Origin of the sequence: Prauserella aidingensis (assembly GCF_024171865.1) — a bacterium.
Classification (GTDB): domain Bacteria; phylum Actinomycetota; class Actinomycetes; order Mycobacteriales; family Pseudonocardiaceae; genus Prauserella; species Prauserella aidingensis.
In genome coordinates this window covers 74,528-86,936 of sequence record NZ_JAMTCN010000007.1, presented here as the reverse complement: position 1 = coordinate 86,936, position 12,409 = coordinate 74,528, and the positions used below count along the sequence as shown (strand labels likewise).

General features: G+C 70.4%; 12 protein-coding genes and 2 tRNA genes. 8 read left to right on the top strand and 6 right to left on the bottom strand.

Translation table 11 applies throughout. The annotated features are described in order from the left end of the window. Positions 1 to 3 precede the first annotated feature (3 nt). Together tig and LY13_RS10445 are read right to left on the bottom strand one after the other, a co-directional pair. On the bottom strand, positions 4 to 1,437 hold the full coding sequence (tig, locus tag LY13_RS10450) for a trigger factor (protein WP_253828138.1): 1,434 nt from the start codon (positions 1,435 to 1,437) through the stop codon (positions 4 to 6). A 221-nt stretch (positions 1,438 to 1,658) separates the two neighbouring features. Further along, positions 1,659 to 2,060: a DUF3040 domain-containing protein gene (locus LY13_RS10445; RefSeq protein ID WP_253828137.1), complete on the bottom strand. Its 402-nt coding sequence runs from the start codon at positions 2,058 to 2,060 to the stop codon at positions 1,659 to 1,661. A 389-nt stretch (positions 2,061 to 2,449) separates the two neighbouring features. Between LY13_RS10445 and LY13_RS10440 the strand changes: the two genes are divergently transcribed. From LY13_RS10440 to LY13_RS10410, 7 genes are all read left to right on the top strand, one after another. Beyond that, complete coding sequence (locus LY13_RS10440) at positions 2,450 to 3,535, top strand: sensor histidine kinase (protein WP_253828136.1); 1,086 nt, start codon at positions 2,450 to 2,452, stop codon at positions 3,533 to 3,535. After that, positions 3,532 to 4,347, top strand: a complete 816-nt coding sequence (locus LY13_RS10435) for a LytR/AlgR family response regulator transcription factor (RefSeq protein ID WP_253828135.1) — start codon at positions 3,532 to 3,534, stop codon at positions 4,345 to 4,347. The genes LY13_RS10440 and LY13_RS10435 overlap by 4 nt, the downstream gene beginning before the upstream one ends. After that, positions 4,344 to 4,814 carry a hypothetical protein gene (locus LY13_RS10430; RefSeq protein ID WP_253828134.1) on the top strand — a complete coding sequence of 157 codons (471 nt, stop codon included), beginning with the start codon at positions 4,344 to 4,346 and terminating at the stop codon, positions 4,812 to 4,814. The genes LY13_RS10435 and LY13_RS10430 overlap by 4 nt, the downstream gene beginning before the upstream one ends. Then, the gene (locus LY13_RS10425; RefSeq protein WP_253828133.1) at positions 4,811 to 6,595 is read left to right on the top strand and encodes a sodium/solute symporter; all 1,785 of its coding nucleotides are present in this window, start codon (positions 4,811 to 4,813) and stop codon (positions 6,593 to 6,595) included. The genes LY13_RS10430 and LY13_RS10425 overlap by 4 nt, the downstream gene beginning before the upstream one ends. Before the next feature lie 93 nt (positions 6,596 to 6,688). Next, positions 6,689 to 7,030, top strand: coding sequence for a DUF485 domain-containing protein (locus tag LY13_RS10420; protein WP_253828132.1), 342 nt, complete (start codon positions 6,689 to 6,691; stop codon positions 7,028 to 7,030). Then, positions 7,027 to 8,637: a monocarboxylic acid transporter gene (locus LY13_RS10415; protein WP_253828131.1), complete on the top strand. Its 1,611-nt coding sequence runs from the start codon at positions 7,027 to 7,029 to the stop codon at positions 8,635 to 8,637. Before LY13_RS10420 ends, LY13_RS10415 begins: the two co-directional genes overlap by 4 nt. Before the next feature lie 84 nt (positions 8,638 to 8,721). Next, positions 8,722 to 9,930: a cysteine desulfurase-like protein gene (locus LY13_RS10410; RefSeq protein ID WP_253828130.1), complete on the top strand. Its 1,209-nt coding sequence runs from the start codon at positions 8,722 to 8,724 to the stop codon at positions 9,928 to 9,930. A gap of 175 nt (positions 9,931 to 10,105) precedes the next feature. Here the strand turns inward: LY13_RS10410 and LY13_RS10405 are convergent. After that, positions 10,106 to 10,179: transfer RNA gene (locus LY13_RS10405), tRNA-Pro, on the bottom strand. A gap of 75 nt (positions 10,180 to 10,254) precedes the next feature. Between LY13_RS10405 and LY13_RS10400 the strand changes: the two genes are divergently transcribed. Next, positions 10,255 to 10,325 (top strand) — tRNA-Gly (locus LY13_RS10400). A gap of 95 nt (positions 10,326 to 10,420) precedes the next feature. Here LY13_RS10400 and LY13_RS10395 read toward each other — a convergent pair. The 3 genes from LY13_RS10395 to LY13_RS10385 form a co-directional block, all read right to left on the bottom strand. Next, positions 10,421 to 10,876, bottom strand: a complete 456-nt coding sequence (locus LY13_RS10395; protein WP_253828129.1) for a GNAT family N-acetyltransferase — start codon at positions 10,874 to 10,876, stop codon at positions 10,421 to 10,423. 151 nt (positions 10,877 to 11,027) lie between these two features. After that, positions 11,028 to 11,483 carry a nuclear transport factor 2 family protein gene (locus tag LY13_RS10390; RefSeq protein ID WP_253828128.1) on the bottom strand — a complete coding sequence of 152 codons (456 nt, stop codon included), beginning with the start codon at positions 11,481 to 11,483 and terminating at the stop codon, positions 11,028 to 11,030. 13 nt (positions 11,484 to 11,496) lie between these two features. Further along, entirely contained in the window at positions 11,497 to 12,366 is an 870-nt protein-coding gene (locus tag LY13_RS10385; RefSeq protein ID WP_253828127.1) for a TIGR03619 family F420-dependent LLM class oxidoreductase, read from the bottom strand. Between the last annotated feature and the right edge of the window lie 43 nt (positions 12,367 to 12,409).

The following is a 12,409-nucleotide window of genomic DNA, read 5'->3' as shown; positions in this document are numbered from 1 at the left end:
AAATCACTTGTCCGAGGACTGCTCGGAAGCCTCCGACGCCGCCTCGGTGTTCTCCTCGTTCTCCTCGGATGCGGCCTCCACCGTCTCGCCCTCGACGGTCTCCGGAGTCTCGTCCTCCTCCTCACCGAACAGCTCGGTCAGGTCGAGCGCCTCACCCGACTCGTCGGTCACCGTCGCACCGCGCACGACCGCGGCGAGTGCCTTGCCCCGGCGGACGTCGGCGAAGATCGCGCCCAGCTGACCCGACTGCTGGGCGCGCTGGATGTACTCGTCCGGGCTGACGCCGAAGCGCTGGGCTTGGTAGATGATCCGCTCGCTCAGCTCCTGGTCGCCGACCTGGACGTCCTTCTCGTCGGCGAGCGTGTCGAGCAGCAACTGCGTGCGGACCGACTTCTCGGCCTCGGTGCGAACCTCGTTCTCCCACTCCTCGGGGTCGCTGCCCTGAGCCTCGAGGGCCTTCTTGTAGGCCTCCTCGTCGTGGTCGTACGGGTGAATCGCGTCGTGCTTGGCGTTGTCGATCTCGCCCTGCAGCACCTTCTCCGGAACCGGCACGTCGACGCGCTCGAGGAGCTGCTCGAGCACCTTGTCGCGCGCCTCCACACCCTGCTGCATGCGCTTCGACCGGGCGAGCCGCTCATGCAGATCGGCCTTCAGCTCGTCGATCGTGTCGAACTCGCTGGCCAGCTGCGCGAACTCGTCGTCGGCCTCCGGCAGCTCACGCTCCTTGACGCTGCCGAGCGTGACCGTGACCTCGGCGTCCTTGCCGGCGTACTCGCCCGCGAGGAGCTTCGTGGTGAAGGTGGCCGACTCGCCCTCGGACAGGCCGATCAGCGCGTCGTCGATGCCGTCGATGAGCTGACCGGAGCCGATCTCGTACGACAGGCCGGACGTCGAGGCCTCGGAGACCTCCTGGCCGTCGACCGTCGCGGACAGGTCGATCGAGGTGAAGTCACCGTTCGCGGCGGGCCGGTCGACGCCGGCCAGGGTGCCGAAGCGGGCCCTCAGGTTGTCGAGCTCCTCACCGACCTCGTCATCGGTGACCTCCACGTCGGACACCGTCACGCTGAGGTCGCCGGTGTCCGGGATCGTGATCTCGGGCCGGACGTCGACCTCGGCGGTGAACTCCAGGACGTTCTTGTCCTCGAGCTTGGTGACCTCGAACTCGGGCTGACCGAGCGTGCGGACGTCACCGGTCTGCACGGCCTCCATGTACTTGGCCGGGATGGCCTCGTTGACGACCTCGTCGAGCACGGGGGCACGGCCGATCCTGCTCTCGAGGACGGGGGCCGGCGCCTTGCCGGGGCGGAAGCCGGGGATCCGGACCTGCTGAGCGATCTTGCTGTAGGCGCGGTCGAAGTTCGGTTTGAGCTCGTCGAACGGCACCTCGACATTGATCTTCACGCGCGTCGGGCTCAGCTGCTCGACGGTGCTCTTCAACGTTTTCTCCTAGCCGGGACAGTGGTATCGGTCGGTATTTCGGACTCATGTCGCACGCGCGGTCCGTACCCGTGGGCGCGGCGGCGTGCGTATGGTTCACGGGCTCGCCCACGGGCACCGCAGGTGACGATGGGGAACCGATGTCCGAGTCTAAGTCAGCGGGCCGCCGGAGGCGGGGGCGCCCCTCACGGACCGTGCGCACGCCGCGTCGGGCCGGACGGTCAGTCGGTCGGACCGGAGTCCGCGCCAGGGCCGTCACCGGGTCGGCCCGAGTCTCCCTTGCCGTTGCCGGAGCGGTTGCCCGGCGTGCCGGCGGCGTCGTCGGATCCGTCACCGATGCCGTTGCCGAGCTTGCGCAGCCACCGTCGCCAGATGACGGCGGTGGGCACCCCGGCGGCCACGATCACCCCGATCGCCACCACGACGGGCGCACCGGCTCCCGCGCCCAGTGCGATGACGACACCACCGCCGACGACGAGGCCGATCAGGCCGACGACCGTCCACAGCGTTCGCGACGTCCCGGGCCGCAGGGTGGCCAGACGCCGGTCCAGACGCGGGTCGTCCTCGCCCAGGCGGCGTTCGATCTCGGCGAGCTGTCGCCGTTCCTCGTCACGCAGGCCCATACGGCATCACCACCTCCGATTATGGATCAGCGCGGCCGTCACGGACAGTCCCGACCGGCATCGATTTTCACCTGTTTTCGCCGACGCGCCGCCACGGTCGACACCGCGCACGGGCACAGCGCCCTGCGGCAGGCCTGCGACCCCTGCGGCCGGCCCGGGCGGGGCGGCCGGTGCACGGGCCTTCACGCTCGGTACGCCGGGCCGCTAGATTCACACTGTCGGTCGTCCGCATCGGTGAACCGCCCAGGACGCGGGACGCCGAAGCCCAGCACGTGCGGGACGCAGGTCGCCCAAGGACGCAGGTCGCCCCAGGACGCAGCAGGTGGAGCACACGTAGGACCAGGTAGAACACACGTAGGACACAGTCGTCGGCGCTACCGGGAGTTCGCATGTCCGTTCCCGCGCAGCAGGAGCCCGCGGGCGGGCTCGCCTGGCCGCGCAGGCTGCGCGACCCGGCGGCGATCCTGCGTACGGCCCGGCACATCGCCGACGACCTCGTCGACGGCCTCAGCGGGCCGCGCGTCCGCTCCGCCGTCCGCGGCATCCGCCGGCTGTTGGCGTCGGACGGCGTGGGCCTGTCCGACCTGTCGGGCGAGCTCACCGTCGCGGGTTCGTTCCCCCGGGACGTCGACGTCGCGGCGATCGTCGACGACGTCCTGCACACCGAGCACCGGCGGCGCCGGGCGGAGGTCGTCGCCGAGCCGCTCGTGGTCCACGACGAACTGGCCGGGGTGCTCGTCGTCGCGGGGACGACGAGGATGTCGGCGCTGCGCGAGGTCAGCGGGGTCCTGGTCGCCGCGCTGGAGCGCGGCAGGCTCGAGGCGTCCGCGGAGGAGGCCGCCGAGGCCGAGCTGCGGGCGCTGCGGGCGGAGATCTCCCCGCACTTCGTCTACAACGCGCTGACCGTCGTCGCGGGACTGGTGCGCCCCGACCCCGCACGGTCCCGGGAACTGCTGCTCGACTTCGCCGACTACATCCGCTACAGCCTGGCGGGTCACGGCGAGTACACGACCGTGGCCGACGAGTTCCACGCGATCGAGACGTACCTGGCGTTGCAGCGCGCGGTACTCGGCGACCGGTTGAAGGTGCAGGTTCGCGTCGCACCCGAGGTCCTCGCCGTGGCGATCCCCTATCTTGTGCTGCAACCGCTGGTCGAGAACGCCGTACGCCACGGCATCGAACGCCGCACCGGGGGTGGGACCGTCCACGTACTCGGCGAGGCGGAAGGATCGGACTGCGTCATCAGCGTCGAGGACGACGGCGCGGGTATGGACCCCCGCGACGCGGAACGCCTGCTGGCGGCGGGCGGCGCCGCCGACACACGGGATACCGGAGGCATGGGACTGGCCAACGTGGACCGGAGACTGCGCAACGTGTACGGGCCCTGGTTCGGGCTCGTGGTGGAGACCGCGGAGAACGAGGGCACGCGCGTCGTGGTGCGGGTGCCGCGGTTCCAGCCGGGGGTCGTGCCGTGACGGTGCAGGAGGATCCTCAGCCACTGCAGACGTCGGCGCCCGGGCTCCGGGTGCTGGCCGTCGACGACGTGCCCGCGGCACTCGACGACCTCTGCAGCCTGCTGCGGGAGGCACCCGAGGTCGCCTCGGTGACCGCGGCCGCGGATCCGCTCGACGCGCTGCGGTCCATCCGGGGAGGCGAGTACGACGCGGTGTTCCTCGACATCGCGATGCCGGGGCTGGACGGACTCGAGTTGGGTGAACTGCTGCGCAAGCTCGCCACGCCGCCCGTGATCGTCTTCGTGACCGCCTACGACGAGCACGCCGTCGCCGCGTTCGGCATCGGCGCGGTCGACTACCTGCTCAAACCCGTGCGCGCCGAGCGTCTCGCCGACGCACTGGGCCGGGTCGCGCGCATGGCGGGTGCCGACGAGCAGCACCCGCGGTCGGGTGCGGACGCACCGGTGCCGGACGCGATGGCGGCACTGCCGGTCGAGGTCGGGGGCAGGACCCGCTACGTGCAGCGCAGCGAGGTGCGCTTCGCCGAGGCGCACGGCGACTACGTCCGGTTGCACGCGCCGTCGGGTGTGCACCTGGTGCGCATGCCGATCTCGCGGCTCGAGGAGTACTGGGAGGGCGCCGGGTTCGTCCGGACCCATCGTGGGTTCCTCGTCGCACTGTCGGCGGTGCGGGAGCTGCGGAGCGATTCGGTCGGCGGGGTGCTGGCCCACACCGATCTCGGCGACGTGCCCGTCAGCAGGCGGCACGCGCGCCAGCTCCGGGAGCGGCTCCTCAAGGCGGCGCAACAGGGCGAGTTCGAACGGCCGACATGACCGGTCGCCGTGTCGCCGTCACCAGCCCGCAGACCCGTCTGGCACACGCCCGCAGGCGTTACCGCGGACCGTGGCGTCCGACGACGCTCGACCCGGCGGAGATGCCGCGCGCGATCGCGCTGTACCGGTCGGGGCGCAGCCGTGCCGTGTCCGCGCTCGCGGCACTCGGGGCGTTGGTCTTCGGACTGCCGTTCGTATTGTGGCTGTGGCCCGCGCTGGACGAGGTGCGGGTGGCGGATGTGCCCGTGTCGTGGGCCGCGATCGTGCTGGTGCCGTTCCCCGCGATGGTCACCGTGGCGTTCTGGCAGCTCCGACGCGCCGAGCAGGCGGAACGGGAGCTGCTCGACGCGGACACGGGGGTCGGCGGCGGCGCGGACCGCGGTGCCGACAATGCCGAGACCGCCAGTTTCGGCAGCTTTGACAGAACCAGCGGTTCCGGCAATTCGACGGGTGAGGGCGCCTCGTGATCGTCGCCCTCGCCGTCGCGCCGGTCGTGCTGGTGACGATGCTCATCGGTCTGCGCGGCGTCGCGGCGATGCGCACCACGTCGGACTTCCTCGTCGCGTCCCGACGCGTGTCGCCGCTGCTCAACTCGGCGGCGGTCTCCGGCGAGTACCTGTCGGCCGCCTCGTTCCTCGGCGTCGCGGGCCTGGTGGTCAAGGACGGCATCGGGTCGCTCTGGTACCCGGTCGGTTTCACCGCGGGCTACATCGCGATGCTGGCGCTGGTCGCGGCGCCGATGCGCCGGTCCGGCGCGCTCACCGTGCCGGACTTCGCCGAGGCCAGACTCGGCTCAGCAGCGCTGCGCAGGCTGGCGGCGGTGGTCGTGCTGGTGATCGGCGTGCTGTACCTCGTGCCGCAGTTCCGTACCGCCGGGCTCGTGCTCAGCGTCGTCACCGAGACGCCCTACTGGGTCGGCGTGGTCCTCGCGGGCGGCGTCGTCAGCGCCACGCTCGCGCTCGGCGGCATGCGGGCCGCGACGTACGTGCAGGCGTTCCAGTTCGTGTTCAAACTCGTGCTGTTCATCGTGCCCGCGATGTGGCTGCTCATCCAGGCGGGCCCGGAGGTGCGGACCGACGCGGTGCAGCCCAGCGAGTTCACCCACTTCAGCCACGACACCACGGTCACGTTCCGGGTCGGCGCGACCCTCGACGTCCCACCGGGGGCCGAGGTGATCGACCGCGAGGACGGCCCGCGCGAGCTCCGGCCGGGCGCCTGGGAGGTGCCGCCCGGAACGACCGTCACGTTCGCCGACGGCACCCCGGTACCCGAGGTCCGCGGGGAGGCCGTGCCCGGTGCCGACGGCTGGGAACGGCCCCTGCTCGACTTCGACGACGAGGGCTATCCGCTTCTGGGCACGTGGGCCGTGCTGATCGCGACCATGCTCGGCACGATGGGGCTGCCGCACGTGATCATGCGCTTCCACACGAGCCCCGACGGCCGTGCCGCACGCCGCACGGCCGCGTTCACCGTCGCCCTGTTGAGCGTGTTCTACCTGTTCCCCGGCATCTACGGTGTGCTCGGCCGGGTGCTCGTGCCACACCTGTACCTGACGGGCGCGACCGACAGCGCCGTCGTCGCGCTGCCCGCCCAGGTCGACGACGGCACGGCGGGCACCGTGTTCACCGGCCTCCTCACCGCGGGCGCCTTCGCGGCTTTCCTCGCCACCTCGTTGGGGTTGCTGCTCGTGGTCTCCGGCGCGATCTCCCACGACCTCGTCCCCGGCGGGCTGAGACAGCTGCGGCTCGCCGTCGTCGGTGCGGCGGCGGTGATCGTCCTGCTCGCCCTCCCCGCGGCCACCTTCGACGCGGGCACGCTCGTCACCTGGGGGTTCACGGTCGCGGCCTCGACGTTCTGCCCACTGCTGGTGCTGGGTATCTGGTGGCGCAGGCTCACGGCCGCCGGTGCGCTCAGCGGCGTCGCGGCCGGCCTCGTGTCCACCATCGGCTCGTTCCTGCTCAACGTCGCGGGGCCGGACCTGCACGGCTGGGTGGCGATCCTCGTCGCCCAGCCCGCACCGTGGACGGTGCCGCTCGCGTTCGTCACCATGGTGGTCGTGTCGCGGCTCGGCAGGCCCGCCCCGTGGGCGACCGCCGCGATGCTGCGACTGCACCTCCACGAGCACCGCCTGTCGCCGTTCGTGTCCCGGACCCAGAGCGACGGCGCGGCGCGTGACCTGGGCCACTCGTCGTGGCCGGCACGCCGCTCGTCGGCCGTTCGTCGCATCACACGCCGCTTGGGCCGCTGACCGGTTCACCCGGATCCGCCCCGTGCTTACGGTGTCGCGCACAGCACACTCCCCGTGCCTTTTCGAGGCGTGCACCGTGACAAGGAGGTCACCGTGAATTCCACCGAGCCTCAGCCACCTGAGGCGGACACGTGGGCGCGAGTCCACGCGAGCGAGGATTTCCAGCGGCTGCGCAAACGGCTGCGGAACTTCGTCTTCCCCATGACCGCGCTGTTCCTGGTCTGGTATCTGACCTACGTCCTGCTGGCCGACTACGCCCACGACTTCATGTCGACCAAGGTCGTCGGAAACATCAACCTGGGCCTGATCCTCGGCCTGCTGCAGTTCGTGTCGACGTTCGTCATCACCGGGCTCTACGTCCGCTACGCGAACCGCAAGCTGGACCCGATCGCCGAGAGCGTCCGGGACGAGGTCGAAGGTGGTGACACCAAGTGAACACACTCGCTCAGGGCAGCGTCGAGGGCGGCAACCCGCTGGTCAACATCGGCATCTTCGCCCTCTTCGTGATCATCACGCTGGTGATCGTGTTCCGCGCCTCCAAGAACACGAAGACGGCGTCGGACTACTACGCGGCGGGCCGGTCGTTCTCGGGGCCGCAGAACGGCACCGCGATCGCCGGTGACTACCTGTCGGCGGCGTCGTTCCTCGGCATCGCCGGCGCCATCGCCGTCTACGGCTACGACGGCTTCCTGTACTCGATCGGCTTCCTCGTGGCCTGGCTCGTGGCGCTGTTGCTCGTGGCGGAGCTGCTGCGCAACACGGGCAAGTTCACGATGGGCGACGTGCTGGCGTTCCGGATGCGGCAGCGTCCGGTCCGTGCGGCGGCCGCCACGTCGACCCTGGCGGTGTCGTTCTTCTACCTGCTGGCGCAGATGGCCGGTGCGGGCGGCCTGGTGTCGCTGCTGCTCGGTGTCGAGGGCGACCTCGGCCAGAGCATCGTCATCGCCGTCGTCGGCATCGTGATGATCATCTACGTGCTGGTCGGCGGCATGAAGGGCACCACGTGGGTGCAGATCATCAAGGCCGGTCTGCTCATCGCCGGTACGGCCGTGATGACCGTGTGGGTGCTCGGCAAGTACGGCCTGAACCTGTCGGAACTGCTCGGCTCGGCCTCGCAGGCCGCGGGTGGCGGCGACGCGCTGCTCAACCCGGGTGAGAAGTACGGCGAGAGCAGCACGACGCAGCTCGACTTCCTGTCGCTCGGCATCGCGCTGGTGCTCGGTACGGCGGGTCTGCCCCACGTGCTGATGCGCTTCTACACGGTGCCGACGTCCAAGGAGGCGCGGCGCAGCGTGGTGTGGGCGATCTCGTGGATCGGCCTGTTCTACCTGTTCACGCTCGTGCTCGGCTACGGCGCCGCGGCGCTGGTGGGCACCGAGACGATCAACAACGCACCGGGCGGCGAGAACGCGGCGGCCCCGCTGCTGGCACTCGAACTGGGCGGTCCGGTGTTGCTCGGCTTCATCGCGGCGGTGGCGTTCGCGACGATCCTCGCGGTCGTGGCGGGCCTGACGATCACGGCCTCGGCGTCGTTCGCACACGACGTCTACGCCAACGTGATCAAGAAGGGCAACGTCGACAGCAAGACCACCGAGGTGAAGGTCGCCCGGATCACCGCGTGCGTGATCGGTGCGGTCGCGATCATCGGCGGCATCCTCGCGAAGGAACAGAACGTGGCGTTCCTCGTGGCGCTCGCGTTCGCGGTCGCGGCGTCGGCGAACCTGCCGACGATCCTGTACTCGCTGTTCTGGAAGCGGTTCAACACCCGCGGCGCGCTGTGGTCGATCTACGGCGGTCTGACGACGACGCTCGTGCTCATCGTGTTCTCCCCTGCCGTGTCCGGCAGCGACAGCGCGATGATCCCGGGTGCGGACTTCGCCTGGTTCCCGTTGTCGAACCCGGGCCTGGTGTCGATTCCGCTGTCGTTCCTGCTCGGCGTCATCGGCACGCTCACCTCGAAGGAACACCTCGAGGAGAAGCACAAGGAGATGGAGGTTCGCTCCCTCACCGGCGCCGGTGCCGAGAAGGCGACCGCGCACTGACGGGTCCGTCCCGCGTCTCACGAGAGGCCGTCCGGCGCGTCGCGTCGGGCGGCCTCTCGCGTGGTCTGGTCCATACTCGGGGGCATGGCCGATTTCGACGTCACCCGGTTCCGCTCCCACTTCCCCGCTCTCGCCGAGGGCGCCGCGCACTTCGACGGGCCCGGCGGCTCGCAGGTGCCGCGGTCGGTCGCCTCGGCGGTTGCGGACACGCTCTGCTCGGCCGTGGCGAACCGCGGGCAGAACACGGCCGCCGAACGGCGTGCCGACGCGATCGTGCTCGACGCGCGACGTGCCGCGGCCGATCTCGTCGGAGGCACGCCCGACGGGATCGTCTTCGGGCGCAGCATGACGCAACTGACCTACGACCTCGCCCGCACGCTGGCAAAGGACTGGGGTCCCGGGGACGAGGTCGTCGTGACGACGCTCGATCACGACGCGAACATCCGGCCGTGGGTGCAGGCGGCCGAGGCCCGCGGCGCCACGGTCCGGTGGGCGGATTTCGACGCCACCACGGGCGAACTCGATGTCGCCGCGGTGACGGGACTGCTGTCGGAACGCACCCGCGTGGTCGCCGTAACCGCGGCGTCGAACCTGCTCGGCAGCCGCCCGGACGTTCCCGCGATCACGGCCGCTGCCCGCGAGGTGGGCGCGTTGTCCTATGTGGATGGCGTGCATCTCACGCCGCACACGCTCGTCGACGTCGGCGCCCTGGGGGCGGACTTCTACGCGTGTTCGCCGTACAAGTTCTTCGGCCCACATCTCGGGTTCGTCGCCGCGCGGCCGGCACTGCTCGAGACGCTCGCGCCGGACAAGCTCGCACCGTCCACGAACGCCGTCCCGGAACGGTTCGAACTCGGCACGCTGCCCTACGAACTGCTGGCGGGCACCACCGCGGCGGTCGACTTCCTCGCCGGTATCACACCGGACGCGGAGTCGCGACGTGCTGCGCTCGCGACCGCGTTCGACGCCGTGGCGCGGCACGAGGAGGCACTCATGGCGAGGCTCGAGGACGGGCTGGAGGCGGCCGGCCGCGTCACGCTGCACGGTTCGCGGGCGCGGCGGCGCACGCCGACGGTGCTGTTCTCGGTGGACGGCCTCGCACCGGCGGAGGTCCACGCCCGGCTGGCCCGGCGCGGGGTGAACGCACCGGCGGGCACGTTCTACGCGCTGGAGTGTTCGCGACGACTCGGCCTCGGCGACGCGGGCGCCGTCCGCGCCGGGATCGCTCCGTACACCACGGAAGCGGAGGTGAACACCCTCGTGGAGGAGATCGCCGGCATCGCCGAGTCCTGACCCGAGCACGGCCACCCGGCCGCGCTCCGGCCGGTGTCCGCGTGCAGCGGTGCCGGCCGGGGACATCGCCCGGCCGGGGCCGTCGAGCCCTCCGCGGGAAACGGATCGGGCACCGCCACGACGAAACCGCCCCTGCCCCGCAGTGTCCCTGCAGGTCAGAGGCGGTTTCCGACGGTCGGGGCGACAGGATTTGAACCTGCGACCCTTCGCTCCCAAAGCGAATGCGCTACCAAGCTGCGCCACGCCCCGTCCACCACGCGGGGTGGTGTGCACTCACCATAGCGCTACCGGTAGACTGCCCACGCAGCCGGTCACCGGCAGCATGCGGGCGTAGCTCAATGGTAGAGCCCCAGTCTTCCAAACTGGTGGTGCGGGTTCGATTCCCGTCGCCCGCTCCGAGCACGAGAACCCCAGGCCAGGAGCCCACCAGGGGCCTGGCCTTTCGTGTGCCGGTAACGGGTTGCGGGATGGGCCGGGCCACGACGCGGCCTCAGAGCGTCCTCGTCATGAAAACGCTGTTCGGGTCGGGCACGTAGTCGGCGAACGGCTCGCAGTAGGTGAAGCCGAACTTCTCGTACAGCTTCCGCGCCGGAAGGAAGAACTCGTCCGAACCGGTCTCCAGGCTGAGCCGCGACAGCCCCATCCCCCGCGCCTCGGCGAGGATGTGCTGCAGCAGACCGGATGCGATGCCGCCCCGCCCGCGGTCGGGCGACGTCCGCATCGACTTGAGTTCGCCGTGCTCGACGTCGAGCCGCTTGATCGCCCCACAGCCGACCACGGCCTCGCCGTCCAGCACCGACCAGAACGTGACCTCCGGTGTGCGCAGGTCGTCGAGGTCGAGGGCATGCTTGCTCTCCGGCGGCGACGTGGCCCGCATCTGCCGCAGGTGATCGGCCAGGAACTCCGCGATCCGCGAACCGGACAGATCATCGACGACGATCTCCATACGTTCCTCCGCGTCCCGGCCCGGTAGCTCGACACCGGGCGTCCTCGGAAGGAGATCACCCCTGCCACGACCCGTCCACCCGTGACCGGACGCGTCACAGCACCGGAACCGCAACACCGGCATCGCAACGCCGCCGCTCACAGCACCGGCGTCACGGAGACGTGCCGTCGTCCTGGCGGGCCGTGGCGGCCGCACGTTCGGTCTCCCAGAAGGCACGCACCGACAGGAGCCGCCCGTCGGAACCCGCCTTGTAGACGATCACGCAGTCGGTGTCGACGCGGTATCCACCCTCGAACAGCGTGGTGATCGTGGCGACGTTCGCGACCTCGTCACCACCCGCGTGCGAATCGTGGACGACGAACCGGAACCGCTGCACGTGCGCGATCGTGAGGTCCCAGAACGCCGAGATGCCGTCGGCGCCGTGGTGCCCCTTGCCCTCCTCGTCGAACCCCGAGGGGCCGACCGGGTCCTCGATCACCGCCGTCGGATGGAACAGGTCCAGCCAGCCCTGCTTGTCCCCCGCGGCGACGGCCTCCATGGATCGCAACGCCGCCACCCGCGCGGGCGGCTGCTGCGCGTCGACGTCCCAGCACACGGTGACGCTCATCCGCCGGACCTCCTCAGAATCGTTCGATGACGTCGGCGGCGAACTTCTTGATCGAGTCCTTCTTCTGCTCCACCGGGGCGTCGAAGCCGAGGCCGTCGAACACCCAGGGCACCGTGATCACGTCGGTGACGCCGACGTCGGCCTGCTCGCGGTAGCCGTCGAGACCGAACCGGTCGATGCACACGGCCTGGAACTCGAACGGCTCGTCGGCGCGGCCGTACTCGGCCCGCAGCGTGTTCAGCCGTGCGATCGTGTCGCGCAGGTCGTCGAGCTTCATCATCGCCGACGACCAGCCGTCGCCGACGCGTGCGGCCCGTCGCAGCGCCGGTTCGCTGTGTCCGCCGATGTAGAACGGCACGTGCCGCTTCGGCGCGGGACTCATGCACAGCTTGTCGAAGTCGTAGAACTCGCCGTGGTACTCGACCATCCCGCCGCCGAGGATCAGCCGGAGCACGTCGATCGCCTCGTCGACGCGCTTGCCGCGCCGCCGGTACGGCACCCCGCACCACTCGAACTCCTCCGGTGCCCAGCCGACACCGAGACCGAGGCCGAACCGGTCGCCCGTGAGGTTGGCGACCGAGCCCACCTGACGGGCCAACAACACCGGGTTGCGCGAGCCGAGCTTCAGCACCGACGTGTAGAACGTGATCTCGTCCGTGGCGGCCCCCATCGACGCCGCCGCGATCAGCGGGTCGACCCACGGGGTGTTCTCGTCCCAGAACCGACTTCCGTCCGGAGTGTACGGATAGTCCGCGGACACCTGCTCGGAATAGAACAGCGAGTCGGGAAGGGCGATCGAGGAGAACCCGCACTCCTCGGCCGTGACGGCCAGTTCGGTCAGTTGATCCAGCGGGGTCAGGGCCACCGACAGTGTGAACCTCATGCCGCAAAACAGTAACGTGTTCTAGTTCTGGGCGCCAGGGGCG

What these genes read in the sequence shown, in the direction of transcription:
- LY13_RS10445 (WP_253828137.1), bottom strand. Translation starts at nt 2,060, where the DNA reads ATGGGCCTGCGTGACGAGGAACGGCGACAGCTCGCCGAGATCGAACGC.
- LY13_RS10440 (WP_253828136.1), top strand. Translation starts at nt 2,450, where the DNA reads ATGTCCGTTCCCGCGCAGCAGGAGCCCGCGGGCGGGCTCGCCTGGCCG.
- LY13_RS10430 (WP_253828134.1), top strand. Translation starts at nt 4,344, where the DNA reads ATGACCGGTCGCCGTGTCGCCGTCACCAGCCCGCAGACCCGTCTGGCA.
- LY13_RS10410 (WP_253828130.1), top strand. Translation starts at nt 8,722, where the DNA reads ATGGCCGATTTCGACGTCACCCGGTTCCGCTCCCACTTCCCCGCTCTC.
- LY13_RS10395 (WP_253828129.1), bottom strand. Translation starts at nt 10,876, where the DNA reads ATGGAGATCGTCGTCGATGATCTGTCCGGTTCGCGGATCGCGGAGTTC.
- LY13_RS10390 (WP_253828128.1), bottom strand. Translation starts at nt 11,483, where the DNA reads ATGAGCGTCACCGTGTGCTGGGACGTCGACGCGCAGCAGCCGCCCGCG.
- LY13_RS10385 (WP_253828127.1), bottom strand. Translation starts at nt 12,366, where the DNA reads ATGAGGTTCACACTGTCGGTGGCCCTGACCCCGCTGGATCAACTGACC.